The organism is Salinivibrio sp. KP-1, assembly GCF_000968645.1.
GTDB lineage: Bacteria > Pseudomonadota > Gammaproteobacteria > Enterobacterales > Vibrionaceae > Salinivibrio > Salinivibrio siamensis.
Genome location: NZ_LAQR01000003.1, coordinates 1 through 25,960, shown reverse-complemented (window position 1 = coordinate 25,960; position 25,960 = coordinate 1). Strand labels below are relative to the sequence as shown.

The 25,960-nt window shown below is 51.4% G+C and carries 21 protein-coding genes, 1 tRNA gene and 1 rRNA gene; 14 read left to right on the top strand and 9 right to left on the bottom strand.

What is annotated here, in order from left to right:
* Positions 1-16 precede the first annotated feature (16 nt).
* Positions 17-2,872, top strand: coding sequence for a bifunctional [glutamate--ammonia ligase]-adenylyl-L-tyrosine phosphorylase/[glutamate--ammonia-ligase] adenylyltransferase (gene glnE / locus WN56_RS06405; RefSeq protein WP_046074242.1), 2,856 nt, complete (start codon positions 17-19; stop codon positions 2,870-2,872).
* A 47-nt stretch (positions 2,873-2,919) separates the two neighbouring features.
* Here the strand turns inward: glnE and lpxL are convergent, their stop codons facing one another.
* A complete protein-coding gene (gene lpxL / locus WN56_RS06400) occupies positions 2,920-3,849 on the bottom strand; it encodes an LpxL/LpxP family Kdo(2)-lipid IV(A) lauroyl/palmitoleoyl acyltransferase (RefSeq protein ID WP_046074241.1) in 930 nt (309 codons plus the stop codon).
* A gap of 195 nt (positions 3,850-4,044) precedes the next feature.
* On the opposite strand from lpxL, the gene hldE reads away from it, so the two are divergent.
* Positions 4,045-5,472, top strand: a complete 1,428-nt coding sequence (hldE, locus tag WN56_RS06395) for a bifunctional D-glycero-beta-D-manno-heptose-7-phosphate kinase/D-glycero-beta-D-manno-heptose 1-phosphate adenylyltransferase HldE (RefSeq protein ID WP_046074240.1) — start codon at positions 4,045-4,047, stop codon at positions 5,470-5,472.
* A gap of 78 nt (positions 5,473-5,550) precedes the next feature.
* On the opposite strand, the gene tolC is transcribed toward hldE, so the two are convergent.
* A complete protein-coding gene (tolC, locus tag WN56_RS06390) occupies positions 5,551-6,861 on the bottom strand; it encodes an outer membrane channel protein TolC (RefSeq protein WP_046074239.1) in 1,311 nt (436 codons plus the stop codon).
* Between the two features lie 273 nt (positions 6,862-7,134).
* Between tolC and nudF the strand changes: the two genes are divergently transcribed.
* From nudF to idi, 8 genes are all read left to right on the top strand, one after another.
* On the top strand, positions 7,135-7,773 hold the full coding sequence (gene nudF, locus WN56_RS06385) for an ADP-ribose diphosphatase (RefSeq protein WP_046074238.1): 639 nt from the start codon (positions 7,135-7,137) through the stop codon (positions 7,771-7,773).
* 13 nt (positions 7,774-7,786) lie between these two features.
* Positions 7,787-8,233, top strand: coding sequence for a DUF1249 family protein (locus WN56_RS06380; RefSeq protein ID WP_077459426.1), 447 nt, complete (start codon positions 7,787-7,789; stop codon positions 8,231-8,233).
* A 22-nt stretch (positions 8,234-8,255) separates the two neighbouring features.
* Positions 8,256-9,080 carry a 3',5'-cyclic-AMP phosphodiesterase gene (gene cpdA, locus WN56_RS06375; protein WP_046074237.1) on the top strand — a complete coding sequence of 275 codons (825 nt, stop codon included), beginning with the start codon at positions 8,256-8,258 and terminating at the stop codon, positions 9,078-9,080.
* A 2-nt stretch (positions 9,081-9,082) separates the two neighbouring features.
* Positions 9,083-9,661, top strand: coding sequence for an esterase YqiA (gene yqiA, locus WN56_RS06370; RefSeq protein WP_046074236.1), 579 nt, complete (start codon positions 9,083-9,085; stop codon positions 9,659-9,661).
* 180 nt (positions 9,662-9,841) lie between these two features.
* Positions 9,842-11,734: a DNA topoisomerase IV subunit B gene (gene parE, locus WN56_RS06365; protein WP_046074404.1), complete on the top strand. Its 1,893-nt coding sequence runs from the start codon at positions 9,842-9,844 to the stop codon at positions 11,732-11,734.
* Between the two features lie 25 nt (positions 11,735-11,759).
* Positions 11,760-14,009, top strand: coding sequence for a DNA topoisomerase IV subunit A (parC, locus tag WN56_RS06360; RefSeq protein WP_046074235.1), 2,250 nt, complete (start codon positions 11,760-11,762; stop codon positions 14,007-14,009).
* 97 nt (positions 14,010-14,106) lie between these two features.
* Entirely contained in the window at positions 14,107-14,841 is a 735-nt protein-coding gene (locus WN56_RS06355; protein ID WP_046074234.1) for a 1-acylglycerol-3-phosphate O-acyltransferase, read from the top strand.
* A 14-nt stretch (positions 14,842-14,855) separates the two neighbouring features.
* Complete coding sequence (idi, locus tag WN56_RS06350; protein WP_046074233.1) at positions 14,856-15,404, top strand: isopentenyl-diphosphate Delta-isomerase; 549 nt, start codon at positions 14,856-14,858, stop codon at positions 15,402-15,404.
* Positions 15,405-15,542: 138 nt separating this feature from the next.
* Here idi and WN56_RS06345 read toward each other — a convergent pair whose 3' ends face one another.
* The 7 genes from WN56_RS06345 to WN56_RS06310 form a co-directional block, all read right to left on the bottom strand.
* Positions 15,543-15,935 carry a RidA family protein gene (locus tag WN56_RS06345; RefSeq protein ID WP_046074232.1) on the bottom strand — a complete coding sequence of 131 codons (393 nt, stop codon included), beginning with the start codon at positions 15,933-15,935 and terminating at the stop codon, positions 15,543-15,545.
* 68 nt (positions 15,936-16,003) lie between these two features.
* On the bottom strand, positions 16,004-16,492 hold the full coding sequence (locus tag WN56_RS06340; protein WP_046074231.1) for an arginine repressor: 489 nt from the start codon (positions 16,490-16,492) through the stop codon (positions 16,004-16,006).
* A gap of 175 nt (positions 16,493-16,667) precedes the next feature.
* Entirely contained in the window at positions 16,668-17,672 is a 1,005-nt protein-coding gene (argF, locus tag WN56_RS06335; RefSeq protein WP_046074230.1) for an ornithine carbamoyltransferase, read from the bottom strand.
* A gap of 27 nt (positions 17,673-17,699) precedes the next feature.
* Entirely contained in the window at positions 17,700-18,662 is a 963-nt protein-coding gene (gene arcC, locus WN56_RS06330) for a carbamate kinase (RefSeq protein WP_046074229.1), read from the bottom strand.
* A gap of 56 nt (positions 18,663-18,718) precedes the next feature.
* Complete coding sequence (gene arcA / locus WN56_RS06325) at positions 18,719-19,939, bottom strand: arginine deiminase (protein ID WP_046074228.1); 1,221 nt, start codon at positions 19,937-19,939, stop codon at positions 18,719-18,721.
* Between the two features lie 539 nt (positions 19,940-20,478).
* Positions 20,479-21,921, bottom strand: coding sequence for a YfcC family protein (locus WN56_RS06315; protein ID WP_046074226.1), 1,443 nt, complete (start codon positions 21,919-21,921; stop codon positions 20,479-20,481).
* Between the two features lie 510 nt (positions 21,922-22,431).
* Positions 22,432-22,923, bottom strand: coding sequence for an RDD family protein (locus WN56_RS06310; protein WP_046074403.1), 492 nt, complete (start codon positions 22,921-22,923; stop codon positions 22,432-22,434).
* Between the two features lie 217 nt (positions 22,924-23,140).
* Here WN56_RS06310 and WN56_RS06305 point away from each other — a divergent pair.
* From WN56_RS06305 to WN56_RS06290, 4 genes are all read left to right on the top strand, one after another.
* Positions 23,141-23,227: transfer RNA gene (locus WN56_RS06305), tRNA-Leu, on the top strand.
* Positions 23,228-23,385: 158 nt separating this feature from the next.
* A complete protein-coding gene (locus tag WN56_RS06300; protein ID WP_227486529.1) occupies positions 23,386-24,843 on the top strand; it encodes a PLP-dependent aminotransferase family protein in 1,458 nt (485 codons plus the stop codon).
* A gap of 72 nt (positions 24,844-24,915) precedes the next feature.
* Positions 24,916-25,128, top strand: a complete 213-nt coding sequence (locus WN56_RS06295; protein WP_046074225.1) for a hypothetical protein — start codon at positions 24,916-24,918, stop codon at positions 25,126-25,128.
* A gap of 414 nt (positions 25,129-25,542) precedes the next feature.
* Positions 25,543-25,960 (top strand): 16S ribosomal RNA (locus WN56_RS06290); the annotation flags it as partial.

Below are 25,960 nucleotides of genomic sequence, written 5' to 3'. Positions count from 1 at the left end.
AGCAAAAGGACTGCCCATGGTACTCTCTGACTCTCTTGCCGCTTGCTTGCATCAGCACTGGACACGATTAAATGAATTTTCCCCTGAGGCCGTGCCGCAGTGGCAAGGCACAGCGCGTGAGCAACTCGAGCAGGCTTTAGCGTGTAGCGAGTTTGTCGCCAAGGCATTAACCCAAACCTCTGGACTTCTCGACTGGCTGTATCAGCATCGCCAGCAAGCCTCGCGTGAGCAGACATATCAAGCTGAGTTGAGCCAGGCGTTGGAAGCGGTAACGGATGAGAGCGAGTTTCACCGTCAACTCCGTCAGCACCGCCAGCGTGAGCTCGTATGGATTGCGTGGCAGGAAATCCACAATCATTGGCCGGTTGAGCAAGGTTTACAGCATCTATCAGCCCTTGCGGAAGCGCAAATATTATCAGCTTATCAATGGCTCTATCAGCGCGGCTGTCACGACTGGGGCACACCCATGAGCCCCGAGGGGGAGCCGCAGCCGATGCTGATTTTGGGCATGGGCAAACTTGGTGGTGGCGAGCTCAACTTCTCTTCAGACATCGACCTGATCTTTACTTACCCTGAGGCGGGAGAAACCCAGGGCGCGAGAAAAAGCATCGCCAATGCCCAGTTCTTTACCCGGCTAGGGCAGCGCTTGATCAAAGCGCTTGATCAACCCACGGTGGACGGTTTTTGTTATCGGGTTGATATGCGTCTTCGTCCCTTTGGGGATAGTGGCCCTTTAGTGATGAGCTTTTCCGCACTCGAAGATTACTACCAAGAACAAGGGCGTGATTGGGAGCGCTATGCGATGGTGAAAGCGCGCGTCATGGGGAAAGATCAGTATGACTGCTATCAAACGCTACGGCAGATGCTACGCCCGTTTGTCTTCCGTCGTTACATCGATTTTAGTGCCATTCAAGCGTTGCGGCGGATGAAACAGTTAATCCAACGAGAGGTACGTCGGCGTGGCTTAACGGATAATATTAAGCTTGGTGCGGGGGGGATTCGTGAGATTGAATTTATTGCTCAGTCGTTTCAGCTTATTCGTGGCGGCCGAGAGCCCAGTTTGCGTCAGCGCGGCTTGCTCGACACCTTAGATGCGATTGCGGAACTGGAATTATTGCCTACCGCTGAGGTGAGCCAATTAAAGGCCGCGTATTGCTATTTGCGTCGCGTTGAAAACCTCCTACAAGCCATTGATGACAACCAAACGCAGACCCTGCCCGATAACGACCTTGATCGTGAGCGGCTTTGTCACGCCATGGGGGTCAATGACTGGACGCGCTTACAGGCCGACATCACCCAGCATATGCAAGCGGTTAATCAGGTGTTTTCCGGCTTGATTGGCGAAGATGAGCAAGAAACAGACACGGACGTCGATACTGAGTATCACGATCTATGGGCGATGGCGCGCGATGTAGAAAACGCCCACTTGATCTTAGCAGGCTTAGATTTACCGGACACCAATATTGCTGAGCAGTTATTAGCGTTTAAACAAGAGCTGGCTAAGCGCACTGTGGGCCCTCGAGGACGTGAGGTGCTCAACCGTTTGATGCCCGTCATGTTAAGTAAGCTACTGACGTTACCGCAACCACAGCAGGTGCTGCCACATATCACCCACCTGTTACTTAATATCTCGACGCGCACCACCTACTTAGAGCTGTTGGATGAGCACCCCGGGGCGATTGATCAGCTGTTACGACTTTGTACGGCCAGCCCGATGGTGGCAGAAAAGTTGGCGCGCTACCCTTTGCTACTGGATGAGCTGCTTGATTTAACCCATTTGTACCAACCCTTGGCGCCGGATGCCTATCGCAGCGAATTACGCGATTATCTTGCTCGTATCCCCGTTGAGGATATGGAGCAACAAATGGAGGCGGTGCGTCAGTTTAAGCAAGTTCAGTTATTAAAAATTGCCGCGGCGGATATCGCCGGTGTGCTACCTGTGATGCGCGTCAGTGATCACTTGACTTACTTGGCCGAAGCGATTGTGGAGGCGGTGGTCAATCAGGCGTGGCACCAAATGGTGGAAAAATATGGCCAACCAACACACTTGGGCGAGCGCGAGGGGCGTGGTTTTGCGGTGATTGGTTACGGCAAGTTAGGCGGATGGGAGCTGGGTTATAATTCTGACCTCGATGTGGTTTTTCTCCATGACTGCCCCGCGGATATTGAGACTGACGGTCGTAAAGTGATTGATGGTCGGCAGTTTTATCTGCGTCTTGCTCAGCGTATCGTCCATCTTTTCTCTACGCGTACTCCCTCTGGGGTGCTCTATGACATTGACACACGCCTTCGCCCTTCCGGCACCTCCGGGATGCTGGTGAGCACGCTCGAAGCTTACGCCGATTACCAACAAAAAGAGGCGTGGACATGGGAGCACCAGGCACTGGTGCGTGCACGCATGATATATGGTGATCCTAAGCTAGAGTCCGGCTTTACCCAGGTCCGTCATCGCATTCTCACCACGCCACGAGACATCGATACGCTGCGAGAGCAAGTCAGTGGCATGCGTGAAAAAATGCGTCAGCATAAAGCGACAGGACAAAAAGATACCTTCTCCATCAAACAAGACGCCGGTGGGATCACTGATATCGAGTTCTTGGCGCAATACTTAGTGCTCGGCAACAGTGCCAGTCAACCGGCGCTTACCCGATATAGCGATAACGCGCGTATTTTTGAGCAAGCCGGAGAGCTGGGAGTGATGCCACTGACGCAGGCGGCGGGATTAAAGTCGGCCTATACCCGGATGCGCAATGCGCTCCACCGTAGCCACCTAGCTGGTGAAAGTGGGCAGGTGGAGGCTGATGCCTTTATCGATGAGCGCGAAATCGTGCAGCAAGCCTGGCAACAGTGGTTTGATGGGCAAGCAGACTAGCAGCGTAAGGCGCAATAATGAGGCCGCGATTGGCGGCCTATTTGGAGCTAGATTCCCTCGTATAAGGAAGGCTCACCCTCTGGGCGGGTTTTAAAGCGCCGATGCAACCACATATATTGCTCTGGGGCGCGTAGGATCAGTCGTTCAACCGCTTGGTTAGTGATCACCGCTGCGGCATGCGCTTCTTTAGGGAAATCCGTTATCGGTGGGTCGATTTTAACGCGGTATTGGCCAAGCCGTCGTTCTCTCACCACAGAAAATGGTACCACGGTGGCGTGGCCGGCATGGGTCAGCAAACTGGTGCCTGTGGTGGTACAAGCTTGTTTGACCGCAAACAGTGGTGCGAATGTGGAGCGGCGGCGACCATAATCGTGATCGGGTGCATACCACATGCGATGACCCTCTTTGAGGTAATGGATCATCGACTTAACGTCTTTGCGATCGACGCCAATATTACGCTTCATCCGGCCGCGGAACTGAAACCAGTCATACACAGGGTTGGTATTGGGGCGATACACCCCCACGCCAGGCGTTTGTTCGCTTAAGCCGCGCGCGCCAATCTCTAAATTTAGAGAGTGCACGGCAATTAAAAGCACCCCTTTGCCTTGTTGTTCAAGCTCAAGCAGGGTGTCTAATCCTTCAATGGTGACATGCTTGTTGATTCGCCATTTGGGCCAAAACCACGCCATACCAGTCTCGAACAAGGCAAGGCCGGCGTTGGCAAAATTTTCTTTCACCATCGCAGCGCGGTTAGCGGGCGTCATCTCTGGAAAGCACAGCGCTAGGTTACGATCGGCAATTTTAACGCGGCGTTTCATTAGTGTATGCATCAAGTGACCCAAGCTGCGGCCCATATAAAATTGGACGCGATAAGGCAGCCAGCTAGCCAGATACATTAACCCGACGCCGAGCCAGGTATGAAGATAGCGAGGGTGAAGAAACCCAATGCGAAAAGTGGGGGCTGAAAAATCGCTCATAGCGTTAATGACTCATGAAAACCAAACCAGAAAGAGCCGTGAGGCCCGCGCTATTGTAGAGTAAATTCTTGGCGCTGTCCTGCGCGAGTGTGTGCGGTGAGTGTTGAGATTGTGCGCAGCATACGTCTGTGAGCCCCCCATTTAGCCTATGGCTATGCTACTATCGCTCGGTAACGACAGTATTCGGAGATCCAGATGAAACTCAGCCTTCCTGATTATAGCCAAGCCAATGTTCTGGTCGTCGGCGATGTGATGCTCGATCGCTATTGGTATGGACCGACGGGACGCATTTCTCCAGAAGCGCCCGTGCCTGTAGTGAAGATCAATCAAACGGAAGAGCGCCCAGGTGGCGCCGCGAACGTGGCGATGAATATCGCAGCCTTAGGTGGGCATACCCAGCTGATTGGTCTGACCGGGAAGGATGAACAGGCTGATGCGCTCACACAAACCCTCGACTCGCTAAATGTTAACTGTGATTTTGTGGCGCTAGACTCGCATCCCACTATTACTAAGCTTCGGGTAATGAGCCGTAACCAGCAGTTGATTCGTCTGGATTTTGAAGAGGGTTTTGCGGGTGTGGATGTGGCACCCATGCTGGCTAAAGTCGAGGCGGCACTGCCTAAGGCGCAGGCGATGATCTTATCGGACTATGCCAAAGGAGCATTAGCCGAGGTGCAAACATTGATTCAGGCCGCCAAACAAGCGGGTGTCACCACCTTGGTTGACCCTAAAGGCACGGATTTTGAGCGATATCGAGGGGCGAGCTTACTGACGCCAAATATGGCAGAGTTTGAAGCGGTGGCAGGCACAGTGACGGACGATCAAAGCTTGGAAGAAAAAGGCCTGGCGTTGATCAAGCAATACGAGCTTGGTGCGTTGCTGGTCACCCGCAGTGAACATGGGATGACATTGCTGCGCCCTGATGCCGCGCCGCTGAACTTGCCAACGCTTGCCAAAGAAGTGTACGACGTCACAGGGGCGGGGGATACCGTGATATCGGTATTGGCGGCATCATTGGCCGCGGGCAAACCGATAGAGCAAGCCTGTGCGCTGGCTAACGCTGCGGCCGGCGTGGTAGTGGGTAAGTTGGGTACCTCAACCCTCTCTACTATCGAGCTGACCGAAGCGGTACACGGCTCGCACGAGTCTGGTTTTGGCGTAACAACCGAAGCGCAGTTGATTGATGCGGTGCACGTCGCTCAAGGGCGAGGTGAGAAAGTGGTGATGACCAATGGCTGCTTTGATATTTTGCACGCAGGCCATGTGGCGTACCTCAATGAAGCAGCCAAACTGGGCGATCGACTTATTGTTGCCGTCAACACGGATGCATCAGTCCAAGCGCTGAAAGGGCCCGGCCGTCCGGTCAATCCAACCGATCGACGGATGGCGGTGCTGGCAGGGCTGGGCGCGGTCGATTGGGTGGTTCCTTTTGGCGAAGAAACGCCTGCGCGCCTGATTGGCGAAGTCTTGCCCGATTTGCTCGTTAAAGGCGGTGATTATCAGGTTAACGAGATTGCTGGTGCCGAGGCGGTGCTCGCCAACGGGGGAGAGGTCAAAGTGCTTAATTTTGAAGATGGCTGCTCTACCACAGAAATCATTGAGTCGATTCGGCGTGGTCAATAGCGCCTTGCCCTTTCAACTCATGACAATAAAAAAGGTGCCCGTCGGCACCTTTTTGCATACTAAAGCCTCAAGCGTGAATCACTCTTGCTTAACCAGCCCTTGGTTAATATCGAGCAAGTCTTGCTCAGACAAGGTGCCCATGGCTTGGTGTAAACGTAAACGGCTTAGAATATAGTCGTAGCGCGCATTGGAGAGGTTGCGGTTGGCATCGTAAAGGCGACGCGTAGCATCCAACACATCGACAATGGTACGAGTACCCACTTCAAAACCTGCTTCAGTGGCTTCTAGCGCTGAGCGTGCAGAGACCACGGTTTGCTCATAGGCACGCAGCGCACCAATTGAGGCATTGATGTCGTTATAGAAAGCGCGCACATCTTTTACCGTGCTGCGGTATTTGGCTTCAAGACTTTGTGACGCGGCCACATACTCATGCTGCGCCTTTTCCACATTGGCCGAGGTGCTGCCGCCGGTGAACAGTGGCAAGCTAAAATCGAGGCTGGCAGTGCCTTCGTTGTAATCAACCGAGCCGGGAGTATGCTGATTATCGTTATCCGTCATCCCGTATTGTGCGCTGAAGGTCAGCGTGGGCAGGTGACCGGTTTTGGCCAGCTTAATCTGCTCTTTGGCGGTATCACGGGCAATGCGGTTGGCGAGCAACTCAAGGTTTTTCTCTTCGGCGACTTTGACCAGTGCTGCCGGTTGCTGCTGCGGGTTACTGGCACTAAAGCGGTCAGTGTCGAGCACGCGCAAGTCATGTGGGGCTTGGCCGGTGATCTCACGCAAGCCCTCATAGCTGTTGGTGAGCGCGTTTTCGGCCAAAATTTCATCGGCCAGTACGGCATCGTATTGCGCTTGGGCGTCATGCACGTCGGTAATCGCCGAAAGGCCCACTTCAAAACGTTGCTTGGTTTGCTCAAGCTGACGGCCCACGGCCGCTTTTTCTGCCTGAATAAACTCAAGCTTGTCCATGGCGCGCAAGACGTCAAAATAGGCTTGTGCCACACGCAGCATTAATCCTTGCTGCTGCGCCGCATAGGTCGCATCTAGCTGGCGCGCCTGCATTTCACTGATATCCAGGTTGACCCAGCTATCACGTTTGAAAATCTGTTGGCTTAAGCTGATATCGGCGCTGGTGGTGTTGACGTCACGCTGATCGTCGCTGTCATTGCGGGTAATGGCGTATCCCGCATTTAAGGCTATTTGCGGTAGCAAGGTGCCACGAGTGGCATCCACAGCAGAAAACGCTGCGTCGCGCTCGGCGGCTGCTTGATTAAGAGTGGGATCGCTTTGCTTCGCTTGTTGATAAATTTGGGCGAGATCATCGGCAAGGGCTGCACTGCTTACGCTGCCGAGTGCCAAGCTTAACGCCAAAGGGAGCAATTTTTTCATAGATGGAATCCCTGAATCTGTGCGATTAGATAAATAGACGGTCACTAGCTTACCGCAATTATGCTTGCGTGAAACTGACAATTTGTTAGGACATTGAGTGTAAACTATCCAATTTGCAAATGGGACTGAAAAATAGTTGTAACTTTTATCAAAAAAGTTAAGTTTATGGTTTGCTAGAAAGACGCGCGTTGCCGCTCGGCACAGGCCAGTGGGTATAGGCGTGACTCAGCATTTCAATTCGTCAGCTCGTGTCATCGAGGAAAAGGAGCCCGCATGTCAGACTATCCGCCTGGACAATTCGATCGCGACGATATTGTGATCGAGGATATTTCTTCGCTTTATCAAGGTTTCTTTTCCATTCAGCGTTATCAGTTTCGTCATCGCTTGTTTGAAGGCGGCTGGAGTGGCTCTGTGGTGCGGGAGTTGTTTGAACGTGGCCATGCGGTGGCTGTTTTGCCCTATGATCCCGTACGTGATGAAGTGGTGATGCTTGAGCAAATCCGCGTGGGGGCGATGGCAGCAGGCGCGACACCATGGCAACTCGAAATTGTGGCTGGGATGATAGACAAAGACCAATCCCCCGAGCAGGTTGCCCACCGTGAAGCGCGGGAAGAAGCGGGGCTATTACTGCATCAAATGGAGCGTGTTACCCGTTATTTATCCAGCTCTGGTGGCTGTTCTGAACAGTTGGATGTGTTTGTCGCAATTGTTGATGCCTCGGAAGCGGAAGGCGTGCACGGCCTCGACAGTGAAAATGAAGACATTTTGGTGCATCGATTATCTCGCCAACACGCCTATCAAAAGGTGGTTGATGGTGAGATTGAAAACGCCGCCTCAATCATTGCGTTGCAATGGTTGGAACTCAATGCCAGTCGCTTGCGTCAAAGCTATAATGAACAAAACAGTAAATAGACAGTAGGTGTGTGTGAAAACAGAATATCGTGTCGACTTACCAGCGATGATGCGCTTGTATGAAACCAACTACGCCAAACTTGTCCGTTTGATGCCCAAGCGTGACGAGGTGGGACAGGTGTGTCGATACGATATTCAAGGGCAGGAATATGCCTTGGTCGTGCGTGAGTCAACTCGCTACACCACCTTACTGGATATTGCTCAGTTGAGCCCAGGCGCCGCGCCGGATTACTTACGTGCTAACCTGACAGTGCGCTTGTATCACGATGCACGGGTCGCGGAAGTGTGTACCACGCAGCAGATTTCACGCTTAAAACCACGTTATGATTACCCGAATCCGCGCATGCATCAGCGCGACGAAAAACATCAGGTTAATGCATTTTTATCGGATTGGCTTGGCCACTGCCTACGCCGTGGCGTGGTGGCGTCTGATCCTATGTATAAATCATCGTTAAACTAAACCAGCAAAGGTATTTTCAACGTTGCAGTCTTGCCAGATAGATAACGCCGACGGCGATTGTATTCGTCTTTTGCAAATCACCGACACACACCTGTTCGCGAGTGAGCAGGGTAGCTTGCTGGGTATTAATACGCTTCGCAGCTACCATGCGGTGCTGGATGCCATCAGTGCCACAGACCCGACTTTCGACGCCATTATTGCCACGGGGGATCTGTCTCAAGATCACTCCGCTTTATCGTATCGCCGTTTTGTCGACGGTATCGCCCGGTGGTCACAGCCTTGCTTTTGGCTACCGGGTAATCATGATTATCAGCCAGAAATGAGCGCGGTATTACAGTCAAATACTCTTCGCTCTTGCCCGCAAGTCCTGTTGGGGGAGCATTGGCAAATGGTGCTGCTCGACAGTCAGGTGGCTGGTGTACCGCACGGCGAATTATCACAAGCGCAACTGAACCTTTTGGATACACACTTAAGCGCGCATCCTGAGCGCCATGCGTTGGTGTTGCTGCACCACCATCCGTTGGATGCAGGAAGCACTTGGTTGGATCAGCATAAATTGGCTAACCGAGAGGCATTCTGGCAAGTGATGGCGCGTCATCCTCAAGCGAAAATTGTGGTGTGTGGGCATATTCATCAGGCCTTGGATGTGCGTTATCAAGGTGCGCGTGTGATGGCGGCGCCCTCCACCTGTATCCAGTTTATGCCAGACTCACACGACTTTGCGCTCGATAACCAAAATCCAGGTTGGCGCTGGCTTGAGCTGTATGCCGACGGGCGCGTAGAAACGCAAGTGGCGCGTGTAACCGGTCAGCACTTTCGGCCAGACTTCGACTCCAGCGGATATTAATCATGCCATCAGCGTTGCTTTATCTTCATGGCTTCAACAGCTCGCCGCAATCGTTAAAGGCGAGACAGATGCAAGACTATTGCGCCCAGCATCGTCCTGATATTGAGGTGTTGGTGCCACAACTGCCCAGTAATCCAGAGCCAACCGTGCAGTTACTCAATGAACTGATCACGCGCTTTAGCGAAACCCATCAGTTGGGTTTGGTGGGAAGTTCGTTAGGAGGCTTTTTAGCCACCTGGCTGAGTGAGCGTTATCAACTGCCCGCTGTACTGGTTAACCCCGCGGTTCGCCCTTACGAACTCTTGCAAGATTATGTTGGGGAACAGGTTAATCCTTACACCCAAGAACGCTACACCCTCGAGGCTGCCGATATCAACGCCTTGCGTGAGATTGATGTGCCGGTCTTATCTCATCCTGAGCAATTTTGGTTATTGCAACAGGAAGGTGATGAAGTGCTGGACTATCGCCAAGCAGTGGCAAAATTCAGTGCCAGTCAACAAACGGTTGAGCCGGGAGGCGATCATAGCTTTGTCGGCTTTGAACGTTACTGTGGGGATATTCTCCAATTTCTTGGTATCTAGCGCGCCATCAGGCTAGAGGCATTGAAACAGAGGCACACAGACGCAAGCTCGTGCTATCTTAGCCGCTACGTCACAACAGACGGATAGCAGCTCACAGAAACTTGTGGCAATCTGGCGCCGCGCTTGACAAGCGGATCCCCCTTGCTGACCATGTCATCACATTTATTAAGCCAATCGATTATGACAGAACAAAACTATAACGCAGGATCGATAGAAGTCCTCAATGGGCTCGAGCCCGTGCGCCGACGCCCCGGTATGTACACAGATACCAGTCGCCCTAACCATCTTGGGCAGGAAGTCATCGATAACAGTGTCGATGAAGCGTTAGCCGGCCATGCCAGCAAGATTGATGTGATTCTCCATGCCGACCAATCACTGGAAGTGATTGATGATGGTCGTGGTATGCCGGTTGATATTCACCCCGAAGAGGGCGTCTCTGGGGTTGAGCTGATTCTATGCAAACTGCATGCGGGCGGTAAGTTCTCCAACAAAAGCTACCAATTTAGCGGTGGTTTACACGGGGTGGGTATCTCCGTAGTGAATGCGCTGTCTCATCGGGTAGAAATTACCGTTAAGCGCGATGGTCAAGTGTATGATATTGCCTTTGAAAACGGCGACAAAGTACAAGATTTAACCGTGACGGGCACTTGTGGTCGTCGCAACCGTGGCACGCGCGTTCACTTTTGGCCAGATGGCCAATTTTTTGATTCTGACAAGTTTTCATTGGCCCGTCTTAAAACCATCTTAAAAGCCAAGGCAGTGCTGTGCCCGGGACTGACGGTCAATCTCACTGATAAAAACAGCGATGAGACCACATCCTGGTGTTACCAGGATGGGTTGAAAGACTACCTCGCTGACAGTGTCAAAGGCTATGAAGTTTTGCCGGAAACACCTTTTATCGGCGAATTCAGTGGCCAGACCGAAGCCGCGGATTGGGCGGTTATTTGGTTGCCAGAAGGGGGCGAGCTAACGACAGAAAGCTATGTCAACCTGATCCCAACGGCACAAGGTGGCACGCATGTAAATGGCTTGCGCCAAGGGATGCTGGAAGCGATGCGCGAATTCTGTGAGTTCCGTAACCTTCTCCCTCGCGGCGTAAAGCTGACCGCCGATGATATTTGGGAGCGCTGTGCGTACGTGCTGTCGGTTAAGATTCAAGACCCACAGTTTGCGGGGCAAACCAAAGAGCGCTTGTCCTCTCGCCAATGTGCGGCGTTTGTGTCTGGGGTGGTCAAAGATGCCTTTAGCCTGTGGCTGAACGAGCGCCCACACCTTGCTGAGCGTTTGGCGGAAGTGTGTATTGCCAGTGCGCATCGCCGCATGCGTGCCGCGAAGAAGGTGGTGCGTAAGAAAGTGGCATCAGGCCCAGCACTGCCTGGCAAACTGACTGACTGTGCGATGCAAGATTCAAGTCGTACCGAGCTATTTTTGGTCGAGGGGGACTCAGCGGGTGGCTCAGCTAAGCAGGCTCGGGATCGCGAATTTCAAGCGGTGATGCCGCTTCGAGGCAAGATCCTCAATACATGGGAAGTCTCCGCAGACCAAGTATTGGCCTCCCAAGAAGTACATGATATCTCTGTGGCGTTGGGTATTGACCCTGATTCTGGGGACTTGGGGAATCTTCGTTACGATAAAATCTGCATCCTCGCTGATGCGGACTCCGATGGCTTACATATTGCGACCTTGCTATGTGCACTCTTTATGCAACACTTTAGAGCCTTGGTTCAGGCTGGTCATGTGTATGTGGCAATGCCGCCGCTTTACCGCATCGATTGTGGCAAGGAGGTCTTTTATGCCTTGGATGAAGATGAAAAAGCAGGGATCCTTGAGCGTTTGAGCAATAAACGCGGCAAAATCAATGTGCAACGCTTTAAAGGTTTGGGGGAAATGAACCCGTTACAGCTGCGTGAAACCACCATGGATCCCAATACTCGTCGCCTGGTTCAGCTCACTATTGATGATGATGAGCAGACGCAGCAACTGATGGATATGCTGCTGGGTAAAAAACGGGCAGAGGATCGCCGCCATTGGCTGCAGCAAAAAGGCGATATGGCCGAGCTTATCGATATCTAAATCACTATAACGGGATCTTATTCGCATGACAGAGGTGACTTATGATGGGGTAGAGCAACTTGCTCTGCGCCAGTTCACTGAGGACGCATACCTCAATTACTCGATGTACGTCATCATGGATCGCGCACTGCCGTTTATCGGCGATGGCTTAAAGCCAGTGCAGCGCCGGATCATTTACGCGATGTCAGAGCTGGGGCTATCCGCCACGGCAAAATATAAAAAATCGGCGCGTACTGTCGGGGATGTACTGGGTAAATACCATCCTCATGGCGACTCGGCGTGTTACGAGGCCATGGTATTGATGGCTCAGCCGTTTTCCTATCGTTATCCGCTGGTGGATGGTCAGGGTAACTGGGGCGCGCCTGACGATCCTAAATCGTTTGCGGCGATGCGTTACACGGAATCACGCTTATCGCGTTTCTCTGAAGTGTTGCTGCAAGAACTCGGGCAAGGGACGGTTGAATGGGGGCCTAATTTTGATGGCACCATGAAAGAGCCTAAAACCCTGCCGGCACGCTTACCGCATATTCTCCTCAATGGGATCACCGGTATTGCGGTAGGGATGGCAACGGATATTCCGCCACACAATGCGCGTGAGCTTGCCAACGCCTTGGCCGCAATGATCGATAAGCCGAGCTTGGACTTAGACGGTGTACTGGAGCATGTACAGGGACCTGACTACCCTACCGAAGCGGAAGTGATCACGCCGAAGTCAGATTTGAAAAAGCTCTATGCTAGCGGACGGGGCTCTATCAAAATGCGCGCGCTTTGGCATAAAGAAAGCAATGAAATTGTGATTACTGCGCTGCCTCATCAAGTATCGGGCGCTAAGCTGCTAGAGCAAATCGCCAATCAAATGCGGGCGAAAAAGCTGCCGATGGTAGACGATCTCCGTGATGAGTCGGATCATGAAAACCCCACCCGGATTGTGATTGTGCCGCGCTCTAACCGTGTCGATTGTGATCAACTGATGGATCACTTGTTCGCCTCGACCGATCTAGAGAAGAACTACCGCGTTAACCTTAATATGATTGGCCTTGATGGACGCCCACAAGTTAAGGGGTTACATGGCATTTTATCTGAGTGGTTAACGTTCCGCCGCCAGACGGTGAGACGCCGCCTTGAGCACCGGTTAGAAAAAGTCCTCGCCCGCCTGCATATTCTAGAAGGCTTACTGGCCGCTTACCTAAACATTGACGAGGTGATTGAGATCATCCGCAGTGAGGATGAGCCAAAAGCCGAGCTGATTGCACGTTTTGGTTTGAGCGAGAAACAGGCAGAAGCGATCCTTGAGATCAAATTACGCCAGTTAGCCAAGCTTGAGGAAATCAAGATCCGTGGTGAGCAAGATGAATTGAGCCAAGAGCGCGATAAGCTCGAGAAACTGCTTGGCTCAGATCGTCGCTTGAATACCTTAATCAAAAAAGAAATCCTCGCGGATGCGGAAAAATACGGGGACGACCGCCGTTCCCCGCTGGTTGAGCGAGCGGAGGCCAAAGCGTTAACTGAGCGTGATTTGGTCCCCAGCGAACCCATCACTGTGGTGCTCTCAGATAAAGGGTGGATCCGCCATGCCAAAGGGCATGATGTGGATGCCACTGGCCTTAATTACAAAGCAGGCGACAAGTTCCTCGACGCGGCACCGGGCAAAAGTAACCAACCCGCGGTTTTCCTGGGGTCTGATGGTCGCAGCTATGCAATAGAGTCGCACACCTTGCCATCCGCGCGCAGCCAAGGTGAGCCGATTACCGGGCGAATTAATATCACCCCAGGCTCGTCTATTCGTCATGTATTAATGGCGGATGAGGGGCAGCTCACCTTGGTGGCCTCGGACGCCGGTTATGGTTTTGTGTGCAAGCAAGCGGATATGCTCTCCAAAAACCGCAGCGGTAAAGCCTTATTGACGGTTCCAGATCAAGCCGAAGTGATGCCACCGCGCCAGGTGGGTGATTTGGAAAGCGATTTGATTGTCGCGATTTCCAATGAAGGCCGCATGTTGGTGTTCCCGGTCCATGAGCTTCCGCAACTGAGTAAAGGGAAAGGGAATAAGATCATTAATATTCCTGGCGCACGCGCCAAGTCACGTGAAGAGGTGTTAAGCCAACTGTATGTGGTGCCAGCCAATGCCGGGGTGACCTTGCACGCTGGGAAGCGCAAACTGACCTTAAAACCGGATGATCTCACTCATTATCGTGGCGAGCGAGGTCGACGAGGCAGTATGCTGCCGCGTGGTCTCCAGCGCGTCGATCAAATCGAAATCCTGCCCGAACGCTAAGTTGCTACCGCCCCTGAACTCAGGGGCGGTGTGGGTGCATTTTTGCGCTGAATCGGTATACTGACTCGCCTTTCACGCCTGCTCTTTGGAGAGAGAAATGATTTTTGTCGTGCGACTGCTGGCTTTATTGATTGTCGCTGTTTTGCTGTTTGTTTTTGGAGGTTTGTATTGCTTGTTAAGCCCTCGCAACCCTCGTAATTGCTACCATATCAGTAAGTGGTTTGGACGCCTCTCTGGTTTGTTCGGGATTAGCCTTGAACTGCGCTTCGCAGAAGGGGCACCTCGTGAGCCTGGCGCTAGCGTGTGTATCGCCAACCACCAAAGCAATTGGGATATGGTAACCTTATCGAATGCGTTGATGCCTGGCGCGGTCACCGTGGGTAAGAAAAGCCTGTTATGGATCCCCATTTTTGGTCAGCTCTATTGGCTCACGGGCAATGTATTGATTGATCGTGCCAATCGCAGTAAAGCCATGGGAACCATTGCGCAGGTCACAGAGAAAATCCGAGCCAAACAATTGAGCGTATGGTTATTTCCCGAAGGAACACGTTCACGCGGGCGCGGACTATTGCCCTTTAAAACCGGCGCATTTCATGCGGCGATCGGTGCGAACGTCCCCTTGATTCCCATAGTATGTAGCTCGACGCATCACCTAAAAGCGAACCGCTGGAACAACGGCCATGTGATTGTTGAAGTGATGGCGCCAATTTCGTCAACGGGCTACGATAAAGACAATGTCCGTGACCTCGCGAAGCATTGCCACCAGGTGATGAAAAGCAAGCTCGAACAACTTGATGCAGAAGTGGCGGAGCGCAACCAAGGCGTTCGCTAATTGAGGATAGGTTTATGACTTCAACCCAGCGCCACCATGTGGTTTTGGTCTCACCGAGCGGTGAACCTCAAGGGATCGCTGAAAAGTTGGAGGCTCATCAGCAAGGATGGCTGCACATGGCCTTCTCAGTGATGTTGTTTCGTTGCAATGAGCAGGGTGAGCGTGAGTACTTGCTACAGCGTCGCGCGTTCGATAAGTATCATAGTGGTGGATTGTGGACCAATACATGCTGCTCGCACCCCAAACAAGATGAGCCGGTTGCGGCGGCGGCAAAACGGCGCCTGTATGAAGAGTTAGGGGTAGCGCGCCCGCTTGATTTTACCATGGGACCTTGGTTTGAATACCGTGCCGAGTTGGATAACGGGTTGATAGAGCATGAATTGGATCAAGTCATCGCCTGTGAAGTCAACCATGTCGACATGATCCCTAACCCGGATGAGGTAGCAGACTGTCGCTGGTGGTCTGAAGATGAAGTCAAGCAGGCGATGATGGACGCCCCCGAGCGCTTCACCGCTTGGTTTGCTGACGTTTTATCACGTATCGATGTGATGGCGCGCGGTTGATAAGTGTGCGCTATGCCATCACGACACAAAAAAGCGGCGCCTGGAGGCGCCGCTTTTGCATTAGCTTTTCGCAGGAAGTAGCTCTTCGCTGGAATTAGCTTTTCGCTGAAATAGCTTTTCGTTGCCGTCGCTTACCAATTAGGCTTGGCGCACCGCAATCGCTTCAATTTCGATATCAACGTCTTTGGGCAGGCGTGCGACCTCAACGCATGAACGAGCAGGGTAGTTTTCCACACCGTGTTCATCAAAGAACGCACCATACACTTTGTTGACATCCGCAAAGTCTTCCATGTTTTTGACAAACACGGTGAGCTTAACAATATCATTCACTTTAAGCCCAGCAGCTTCTACCACCGCTTTGACGTTGTCGAGAGACTGACGTGTTTGTGCGGTGATTTCAGGAGAGATCTGGCCAGTCACTGGGTTGACGGGAATTTGGCCTGAGGTCAGCACCATGTTGCCAAGGTCAACGCCTTGCGAATACGGACCGATAGCTTCTGGCGCCTGCTCGGTTTGCAGTACTTGGGTCATTGTCTGTTCCTTTGTTATAAAAAGCGACACCTATAGTCTGCAACGGTTAGCTTGCCACGTAAAGCCGTTTACTCAGGGGCAAGGCGGTCTCGAACCACTTGCTCGCAGGCGGCAAGCTCATTGAGCTGGCGTGGTGCGACCAGGACAGTATCGTTCCCGCCTACCGTTCCTAAGATCAAAGGATGTCGGTGCAAGTCGAGTAAGCGAGCGATCAACTGGGCGCCGCCTGGGTGGGTTTTCACTACCACCATGGCTTGGCTACAGGTGATGTCATCGATTTGTGAGCCGACAGAAGACACCGCGTAGACAGGCTCCATATCTCCGCTGAGTGCGTAGACTTTTTGTCCATGCGCATTGGGTACTTTGGCGACCCCGAGCTTGGATAATAGGCGTGAAACGGTCGACTGGCTGACATCAAGATAGCCGAGTTGAACCAATTGCTGGCGAACGGCATCTTGGGTGGTAAAGCTTTGCGTTTGCAGCAGGTGTCGACACGCAGAGAGGATATCGTCCTCCGGAGTGGTCGTTTCTACCGATAGAATTGCATCATTAACCACGGGCAACCCCTTATAATAAACGGCATTTCACGTCAATATCAGCGCATAAAGCTAATAATGCGTGATTCAATCGCATATGCTATCAGTTGCTTTTAAATGAAACTTTGATGGGTGTCACTGGGTGGTGTCAATATTGAGAAGTAGGGCGCCACTCGGCGCCCTCGCTCAGGTGGCATTAATCGCCAAGGGTGGCGACCATCACCGCTTTGATGGTGTGGAGACGGTTTTCTGCTTCATCAAACACAATTGAGCAGTCTGACTCAAACACATCTTCTGTGACTTCTAGGCCTTTTAACCCATACTTTTCTTCGATTTCTGCCCCCACTGTGGTTTCGTTATTGTGGAAGGCAGGAAGACAGTGCATGAATTTCACGTGCGGGTTGCCAGTGGCTTTCACGACATCCATATTGACTTGATAGGGCTTCATGAGCGCAACGCGTTCATCCCACGCTTCTTTAGACTCACCCATCGACACCCAGACGTCGGTATACAAGAAGTCACAATCTTTCACGCCTTCTTGTACCTCTTCGGTCAGCGTAATGCGTGCGCCGGTTTTTTCGGCGATAGCACGACACTGTGCGACTAGCTCTTCTTCTGGCCAGAATGCTTTCGGAGCCACTAAGCGGATGTCCATCCCCATTTTAGCGGCACCCACCATCAGAGAGTTCCCCATGTTGTTTCGGGCATCGCCTAAGTAAGCAAAGCGCATTTCGTGCAGTTGCTTGCCGCGTCCATGCTCGAGCATGGTCATCAAGTCCGCTAAAATTTGGGTGGGGTGGAACTCTGTGGTTAATCCATTCCAGACAGGTACCCCTGCGAACTCACCCAGCTCTTCCACAATGTCTTGGCCAAAGCCGCGGTATTCAATGCCGTCATACATCCGACCCAATACGCGTGCGGTGTCCTTCATCGACTCCTTATGGCCAATTTGTGACCCCGTTGGGCCGATGTAGCTCACTTGGCCGCCTTGATCAAAAACAGCGGTTTCAAAGGCACAGCGGGTGCGTGTTGACGCTTTTTCAAAGATAAGGGCGATATTTTTGCCTTTTAGACGGGGCGTTTCGTAGCCATTGTATTTCGCTTTTTTCAGCTCAATGGCCATATCGATAAAGTGTTGGATCTCACGAGGAGTGAAGTCCAGTAATTTTAGGAAGTTACGGTTGCGTAGATTAAAAGCCATAGTGGGCAATCCTCTTTGTTATTGGTCTCAGGCCTGTGCAGGGGTAGGCTGGCCGTGAGAAATATTGTTGTTATTGACTGAGTGTGGACGAATACGTGTGCCAGCTTGGCCTGCCAAGATAGCAAGGCCATCTTCGAGGGCGCCAATACCTACTAGCTTGCCGCCATGGCGAATAAACTCGCAGGAGGCATCGATTTTTGGCCCCATAGAGCCAGCATCGAAGGTATATTGGCTGAGATCATCGGGCGTTGTGTCGGCAAGTGCGCGTTGACTTGGCTCACCATAATCGAGGTAAACCGCTTCGGCATCGGTCAAAATAAGCAGCGCATCGGCATTGATTTGACGGGCGAGGAAGGCGGCAGACATATCTTTATCAATGACAGCCTCGATGCCTTTTAGCTGGGTCCCTTCTTGGATCACAGGGATACCGCCCCCTCCCGTACAAATCACTAGGTGCCCTTGGTCGATGAGGCTCGCGATAGCGTCGTCTTCGACAATCCCAGTAGGTTGTGGGCTGGGCACAACACGGCGATAATATTGGCCGTCCGGTTTAATATCCCAGCCATACTTTTCGGCCAATTGGGCGGCCTCTTGTTGGTCATATACCGGGCCTATTGGCTTGGTGGGATTCGCAAACGCAGGATCGTTAGGATCGACCGTCATCTGGGTCAGCATGCAAGACACGTGTTGGTCTGGCGCTAAGTTATGCAACTCTTGCATCAGCATATAGCCAATCATGCCTTGGGTTTCTGAACCTAGCACGTCCAAAGGATAAGGTGTCACGGATTTGTATTCGAGCCCCTGCAGGGCCAGTAAACCAACTTGAGGGCCATTACCGTGGACGAGCACCACGTTGTATTGTTCGCCGATAGCCGCAATGGTTCTGGCCGCTTTGGCGATATTGGCACGTTGAATGTCGGCTTCTAAAGGTTCGCCTCGACGAAGCAGGGCGTTGCCTCCGAGTGCCACGACGACAGTGGGTTTTTTCATAGTCTTACTCTCTACAGTCGGTGGGGGCTGAGCCAGGTGCCCAGCCCGCTCGGGGATTAAATGCCATCACGATGAATCGGGCAGCTCATGCAGCGTGCGCCACCGCGGCCGCGACCCAGCTCATCACCCGGAATGGATAGAACAGTGATCCCAGCTTTGTCGTATTTCTCATTGGTATAAGTGTTACGCTCGTAGCCGACGACGACACCTGGGCGCACGGTCAAGACATTGTTGGCGTCATTCCATTGTTCACGTTCCGCTTCGAAGCTATCGCCGCCGGTAGTGATCAGGTTCAGTGGGCCGACATCGAGGGCTTTTTCGATGGCGGTGAGGAAGTAATCTTCCTCGCGTACATTGAGATGGCCGCTACGGTCACCGGTCAGGCTCCAGCATTTGATGTCTTTGCGAATCACTTCGGGGTACACCGAGAAAGTATCTTCACGCATATGGGTCATCACGGTATCTAGGTGCATGCAAGAGCGATGTTTTGGCAGCTCCATGGCAATTACTTGCTTGGCTTGTCCATGTTTGAACAGGCTGGACGCGAGGTTTTCCACCCCTTGTGGCGTGGTGCGTTCAGACATGCCAATCAATACCACGCCTTTCCCTAGGACAGTGACATCGCCTCCTTCAATGGTGGCATTGTCGTAGTCGATGTTTTGTGCACCAAAGTAGGTAATAAAGTCGCCGTTCGCAAAGCGAGGATGCCATTTGTAGATCGCACGCAAGTGGTTTGTTTCACGCTTACGCGCCGGTTTGGCCATGGGGTTAATCGACACACCACCATATAACCAGCACGAGGTATCACGTGTGAATAAGTGGTTAGGCAGGGGGTCAATGATAAAGTCCGATGGGGCATGCATCGCTTGTAACATGGAGGTCGTGGTAATCGGTAGCTCGGAGTACGCCAGCCCTCCTAAGAACATTGATGCGAGCTCGTGGTGAGGGAGATCATTGAGATAGCAGCGAATATCGTTCGCAAATGACGGACCAAAGGTATAGTCCGAGATCTTAAGGTTCATTAGCCAGGCTTTGGCTTCGGGTACATCCAGCGTCTCGGCAAGCAGGTTTTGCAGCAATAGCACCTCAACGCCCTGATCGCGCAGTGTTTGAGCGAATTTGTCATGCTCTTCACCCGCACGTTCAACTGACAGAACATCGTCGAAAAGTAAGTCATGACAGTTCGAGGGGGTGAGGTGGGTTAAAGCACGCTCGGGGCGGTGCAACATCACGGTGCGTAATTGACCAATTTCAGAGCCGACATAGAAGTTGTTCATCTTTCTTTCTCCGTATATCTCTGCTTGGCTTTTTATCGGAAGGGAAATAAAAAGTGCAGGTTTTTTATTGGGTACAAATTTATTCTAACGCCGTGAGCCGGTTGAACTTGAAGTTAGATCACATTGAAACCATTGCCTCTATTTCGTGGTTTTTACTCTGTGTTAATGGTATTTATGGCGGCATTAAAAAATGGTTTTTAATACTTAGTCACTTTTATTGCGTGCTTAACGATATTATTTTTATGGTGCTAGGTTTTTAGCAGGGCATGTGTATTTTTTATGCCTTTTATGTTTTATTTTTATTTCACCTTATGCGCATTAAATGAATGATTATCTTTAGTGGTATTTATATTTAACAAATGCCGAGCGATTTTTGTTTCTATTTGTGATGACGATCGGTATTAAATCGCTTTGTGTTAATAATGTAATAGAGGTGTGAACGGGGTAGGGAAGTGTGCTGTTATAGCAGGGGACGTGAGAGAAATAAAAAAGCGCACTGCTTGATAGCAATGCGCTCTACGCTTAGTTGATGTCTGATGTTATAACATGACGCCAAGGCTAAGCATGGCCATGATCATAATGGTAAGAATGCCAAGCAACGGCGCGACCCATTTTATCCATTTCGCATAAGGCACGCGGGCAATGGCCAAGCCACCCATCACCACGCCGGAGGTAGGTGTAACGAGATTGACGAGCCCCGAAGCCGATTGATAGGCCGTTACTACCAATTCTCGCCCAACGTTCGCAAAGTCGGCCAATGGCGCCATAATTGGCATGGTGAGCACTGCCAAGCCAGATGAAGAAGGCACCAAGAATGACAGTAACACTTCCAGCCAATACATCACGTTAATAAAGACGAAAGACGACAAACCACTGACTAAACTCTCGGCACTATTGAGGATGGTGTCGGTAATCATGCCTTTATCCATAATCACCACGATCCCGCGGGCAATGCCGATGATTAGCGCCACACCGAGTAGGTCTCTCGCCCCATCAATGAAGCTGGTGGTGATTTCCTCTTCGCTCATGCGTGCAATCAGGCCAATGATGATGGCAGCCCCCAGGAAGACGGCTGAGATCTCTGCCATCCACCAATCAAGAGATGAAACACCATATATCATCACGGCAAAGGCGCCGGCAAAGATAGTCAGTATCACTTTGCGTGTGGCCGTAAAATCAAGGCTTTGGTTGTCGTCGTGCTCGCCCAGGAAGTGTTTTTTATTACTTTCATACTGGTCATAAACGATCGATTGGCTCTGATCGGCTTGTACTTTGCGCGCATAGCGCATGACATAGACAACACAAATAAGCCAGCCAATGACTAAGATCGCAAGACGCAGGAGGATACCATCAGTGAAAGGGATCCCTGCGGCATTGGCTGCAATCACAGTGGCGAACGGGTTGATGGTTGAGCCTAACGTACCTATCCCTGCCCCAAGCAGTACCGTCGCCGCTGCGACTACAGGGTCAAAGCGCGCAGCCATCATCACAGGCACAAGTAGCGTATAAAAAGGCAAGGACTCTTCCGCCATGCCATAAATGGTGCCCCCGGCGGCAAATAAGCCCATCAAAATGGGGATCATCCACTCTTCGCGTCCCTCTAGACGCTTGGTGACGCGTTCAATCCCCGCATCAATGGCACCGGTTTTGGTGACCAACCCTAAAAAGCCACCAATGATCAGAATGAACAGCGAGACATCAATGGCGGCCGCTTCATACGTTTGGTGGTTATAAAAACCGTCAATGGGAGCCAGCAGGACATCGACAATGCCTTGAGGGTTACTGTCAACCTGTTCGTAAGTCCCTGAGATAGGAACGTCTCGACCGAGCTCTTCATTATACTCTCGTTCATACTGACCGGCGGGCACCACCCAGCTCAGGGCGGCGACGACGGCGATAAGAATGAATAGAATGGTATAGGCGGACGGGAACTTTAAGTTCGAGAACCAGCCTTTTTTTTCGGGAACACTGTGAGTACTCATACTTTCTCCTCATACCTCTTATTAGCATCTATAGTGCGCTACACGTATTGAGGTAATTCCGTTAATTTCACGTTATTTATTATTTTTATGCCGTGGTACATGGCTTTGCATTCATTGTAAAAGTGGTTCCCTTTTCACTTCTTAGTGATATCTCACAAAAGAAGAGGTGGTTAATGGAGCACCAAAAAGGTGAACTCCATAAAACTGAATGTGGTGTTGTTATTTATGCGTAGTTATTATTTTCTCTTTTTGTGTGGCTTGGGTTTTTATTGATTAAATGATGTTGGGCTCGCTTCCTCTACGGTGCTGAAAGCTGAGTTAACGATGAGTTTATGTGCGAGCTTTGATTATTTAGTCAATCAGTCGCTTTACGTGTGATGAATAAAACCTAAAAAATAACGGATTGATGAATAGGTAGAAATCAACCCATTTATTGTCTTATATCAATTTATAACGGTGAGTCGATAGGTAGGAGAGGGCACGCAGCAGGTGCCCAGTCGAGAGAGGTGATTAGTCTTTTTTGTTCTTAGTGGACTTGGGAAGCACAATCATGTCGCATTCGGCGAAGTGGTCTTGAAATGCACGGTTATTAATGTCGAAAAGAACAACCAGATTCCCGAGGCCAAAGCAGGCAGTGGCCAAACGAATAATGGCTTGAGTGGGACGAATGTTGCTGCCATCGGTATTTTGTAACCTAAGCCGCCACGCGCGCATGCCCAGCGTTTGTCCGGCTTTACACCAAAAGTAGCCATAAAAACCACCGATGACACAGGCCAGATACGCAGTATAAAGTGGATTGACTATCGGGTGATGGGTTAAGAAATCACTGATGTCTTGGTAAGGGGCAATCGACATGCCTAGCACTTGTGCTAGGGCGAGTATTGCCATCATTCCCCCTCCGGCGAGCATGAGCAAAGCCGCCACGACGAGGAGATCATAAAGCCAAGCGGCTAAACGCCGGAAAAAGCCTGCGGTTGGGCAAGCGATAGAAGAAGTTTGCATTTGATTGTTCACACCCCAGTACTCAATTCGGTGCTAGCCTAGCATAGACCGGCAGACAGTGAGTAAGCTTATACCTCGGTTTTGCGATGTCTTTTGGGGACAAATTCAGCACCAATGTGGCTGAATGGCTTGAATTGGTTAAAAATAGTGCGAACGAACGGATTTTTATTTTTATTACTTGCACTCCAAAGGTCGGTACGTATAATTGCCCCCACTTGCCGAGATGGCGGAATTGGTAGACGCAGCGGATTCAAAATCCGCCGCCTTAACGGGTGTGAGGGTTCAAGTCCCTCTCTCGGCACCAAATCCCAAAAAAGCCCCAGTCAAAAGACTGGGGCTTTTTTCGTTGTGGGTAAGGATTAGCGCTGATCAGGTCACACTCCGCTACATTCCATCCCGCCAATTGTTACTTGCCAAGGTATGATCGCCGTCTGGGCAATAACAGGGAGTAGCAGTGTGCAAATGCGTTATCGAGACATTGCCAGCTGGATCGAAACACAAATTCAGCAGCGTGTTTGGCAAGTCGGTGATCGGATCCCTTCGGTGAGGGAGATGAGTCGGCTTCAACACGTTAGCCCAATGACGGTAATGAGAGCTTATGAGCAATTAGAAGCCGATGGTTGGGTTGAGGCGCGTCCGCGCTCTGGCTTTTTTGTGCGGCCTCATTATAACAAGCTCGCGGTGGATGCATTGGCACGACCACAAGCGCAATCTCAGTGGCTCGACACCCACCAGGATGTGCTTGATGTGATCAGTGCTAGCCATAAAGGCGCGTACTACCCATTTGGTTCAGCTTTTCCTGATCCTCAGTTATTTCCCATGCAAGCGCTTGGCCGCGCGATGGCGCGAGTGCTGCGTCAATCCTCTCATCCCGATCACTTCACGATTTTACCGCCGGGCGATATCGGCCTACGTCGACAGATTGCACAGCGTTATCTCCGCCAAGGAATTAAAGTCAGTATTGATGAAATCATTATTACTAATGGGGCAATAGAGGCATTGAGTCTGTCTTTAGCGGCAGTGACGAAGCCAGGAGATAAGGTGATTATTGAAGCCCCCGCGTTCTACGGGGTGCTGCAGACACTCGAACGTTTACAGCTTAAAGCCGTTCCCGTCGCGGTTGATCCTGAAACAGGGGTCGATATCCATGCACTGGAACATGCCTTAGCGTCCCACTCGATCAGTGCGTGTTGGTTGATGAGCAACTTCCATAACCCCACGGGCGCGTCGATACCAGCGCATCGCAGGCCAGATGTGGTCAGCATACTCGCTGCGTATCAAGTGCCATTGATAGAGGATGATGTCTATGGCGAGCTGTTTTTCTCAGAGGCAAGGCCGATGCCGCTTAAAGCCTACGATACGCAGGGTAGTGTGCTGCACTGTGGCTCGTTTTCGAAACAACTCGCACCGGGTTTTCGGGTTGGCTGGATAGCGGCAGGCTGTTATGCGATGCAAATAGAGAAGCGCCAGTCTGTATCGAGTTTGGCAGTCGGCGCACCTAACCAATTGGCGATTGCCGATTATTTAAAGCAAGGTGGGTATGACTCGCACCTACGGCGATTACGCGAAACATTGTCTTCCCGCCATGAGGTGATACGTACAAGGCTAAAAGCACTTTTACCTCCCTCTACGGTGATGAGTCAGCCTACAGGCGGCTATTTTTTGTGGATCATGCTCGATAAGGGCATCGATACGCGCGACCTCTTTCAAGCACTCAGGCCTTATGGCGTGACAATCGCACCGGGTGCACTATTTGCCAGTGACGGACGCTTTAATCACTGCTTTCGACTGAACGTCTCGATTGTGGGAAGGCAAAATGCCGAAGGGGTCAATGATAGTCAGAGCTTGGAGGGGCTCACACAGATTGCGAGCTCGATCTCAGCTTTATCTGTGCACTCAACTGTCACAGCCGAATACTGAACTATCTGTACTAATCTACCGTGCGTCTCCCTCGATAAACTCAACACGTACACAACATTGAGGGGGAAAAGGATGAAATCAGAATTGAGTATGATGGTCGTCGCGATAATCTGCGCGGCTTTATTGATCCTTGGCCATGTCATCATCATAGAGACACTTGCCTATTATACGTGGGCACAATGGACAGCCGGTGCGATACCTTTTGTACTCCTGCTGATGGCGTGGGGCTCTGTACGTTACTGCCGAGCTAAAGAACGCGCGGAAGAAAAACAGCATTCGCACTAAGAGTGATTGAAAATAAGAACGGGTGAAGACCAGCCACTTTCCGTTCTTGCTGACTAAAAAAGCGCCTTTTGTCTACGTTTGTTTGTTTTGTGAACAAACGAGTAGCAAGGCGCATTTTTTTTATGTTTAGGGGTTGCGGGAAAAACTGAGATCTCTATACTGCGCTTCCTGTTGACGGGGCAACGAGACGCAAGTCACGAAATGCCAACCACTCAGTCAACACGCTCTTTAACAATTTGACCTATGCAATCTGTGTGGGCACTCGTTGAGAATAGACAAAAAGATTTATTCGATGAACTGAGTGACCAAACGACAACTTTAATAGTTGTTCGGCACAGTCAATTCGTTTTTCTCTTCGGAGAGAAACAGTAATCAGTATTCATTGAGCTGAAACTTCGGTTTCGAAAAAAACTTAAATTGAAGAGTTTGATCATGGCTCAGATTGAACGCTGGCGGCAGGCCTAACACATGCAAGTCGAGCGGAAACGGCAGTATTGAAGCTTCGGTGGATTTACTGGACGTCGAGCGGCGGACGGGTGAGTAACGGCTGGGAACCTGCCCTGACGAGGGGGATAACCGTTGGAAACGACGGCTAATACCGCATAATGTCTACGGACCAAAGGTGGCCTCTGCATGTAAGCTATCGCGTTGGGATGGGCCCAGTTAGGATTAGCTAGTTGGTAAGGTAATGGCTTACCAAGGCGACGATCCTTAGCTGGTTTGAGAGGATGATCAGCCACACTGGGACTGAGACACGGCCCAGACTCCTACGGGAGGCAGCAGTGGGGAATATTGCACAATGGGGGAGACCCTGATGCAGCCATGCCGCGTG

Bases quoted from the DNA above. Each gene is read 5' to 3' on its own strand.
- parE (WP_046074404.1), top strand. From the start codon at position 9,842: ATGACAGAACAAAACTATAACGCAGGATCGATAGAAGTCCTCAATGGG.
- argF (WP_046074230.1), bottom strand. From the start codon at position 17,672: ATGGCTTTTAATCTACGCAACCGTAACTTCCTAAAATTACTGGACTTC.
- tolC (WP_046074239.1), bottom strand. From the start codon at position 6,861: ATGAAAAAATTGCTCCCTTTGGCGTTAAGCTTGGCACTCGGCAGCGTA.
- WN56_RS06345 (WP_046074232.1), bottom strand. From the start codon at position 15,935: ATGACCCAAGTACTGCAAACCGAGCAGGCGCCAGAAGCTATCGGTCCG.
- nudF (WP_046074238.1), top strand. From the start codon at position 7,135: ATGTCAGACTATCCGCCTGGACAATTCGATCGCGACGATATTGTGATC.
- idi (WP_046074233.1), top strand. From the start codon at position 14,856: ATGACTTCAACCCAGCGCCACCATGTGGTTTTGGTCTCACCGAGCGGT.
- WN56_RS06295 (WP_046074225.1), top strand. From the start codon at position 24,916: ATGAAATCAGAATTGAGTATGATGGTCGTCGCGATAATCTGCGCGGCT.
- WN56_RS06355 (WP_046074234.1), top strand. From the start codon at position 14,107: ATGATTTTTGTCGTGCGACTGCTGGCTTTATTGATTGTCGCTGTTTTG.
- hldE (WP_046074240.1), top strand. From the start codon at position 4,045: ATGAAACTCAGCCTTCCTGATTATAGCCAAGCCAATGTTCTGGTCGTC.
- yqiA (WP_046074236.1), top strand. From the start codon at position 9,083: ATGCCATCAGCGTTGCTTTATCTTCATGGCTTCAACAGCTCGCCGCAA.
- glnE (WP_046074242.1), top strand. From the start codon at position 17: ATGGTACTCTCTGACTCTCTTGCCGCTTGCTTGCATCAGCACTGGACA.
- arcA (WP_046074228.1), bottom strand. From the start codon at position 19,939: ATGAACAACTTCTATGTCGGCTCTGAAATTGGTCAATTACGCACCGTG.
- WN56_RS06315 (WP_046074226.1), bottom strand. From the start codon at position 21,921: ATGAGTACTCACAGTGTTCCCGAAAAAAAAGGCTGGTTCTCGAACTTA.
- parC (WP_046074235.1), top strand. From the start codon at position 11,760: ATGACAGAGGTGACTTATGATGGGGTAGAGCAACTTGCTCTGCGCCAG.
- lpxL (WP_046074241.1), bottom strand. From the start codon at position 3,849: ATGAGCGATTTTTCAGCCCCCACTTTTCGCATTGGGTTTCTTCACCCT.
- arcC (WP_046074229.1), bottom strand. From the start codon at position 18,662: ATGAAAAAACCCACTGTCGTCGTGGCACTCGGAGGCAACGCCCTGCTT.
- WN56_RS06310 (WP_046074403.1), bottom strand. From the start codon at position 22,923: ATGCAAACTTCTTCTATCGCTTGCCCAACCGCAGGCTTTTTCCGGCGT.
- WN56_RS06300 (WP_227486529.1), top strand. From the start codon at position 23,386: ATGCGTTATCGAGACATTGCCAGCTGGATCGAAACACAAATTCAGCAG.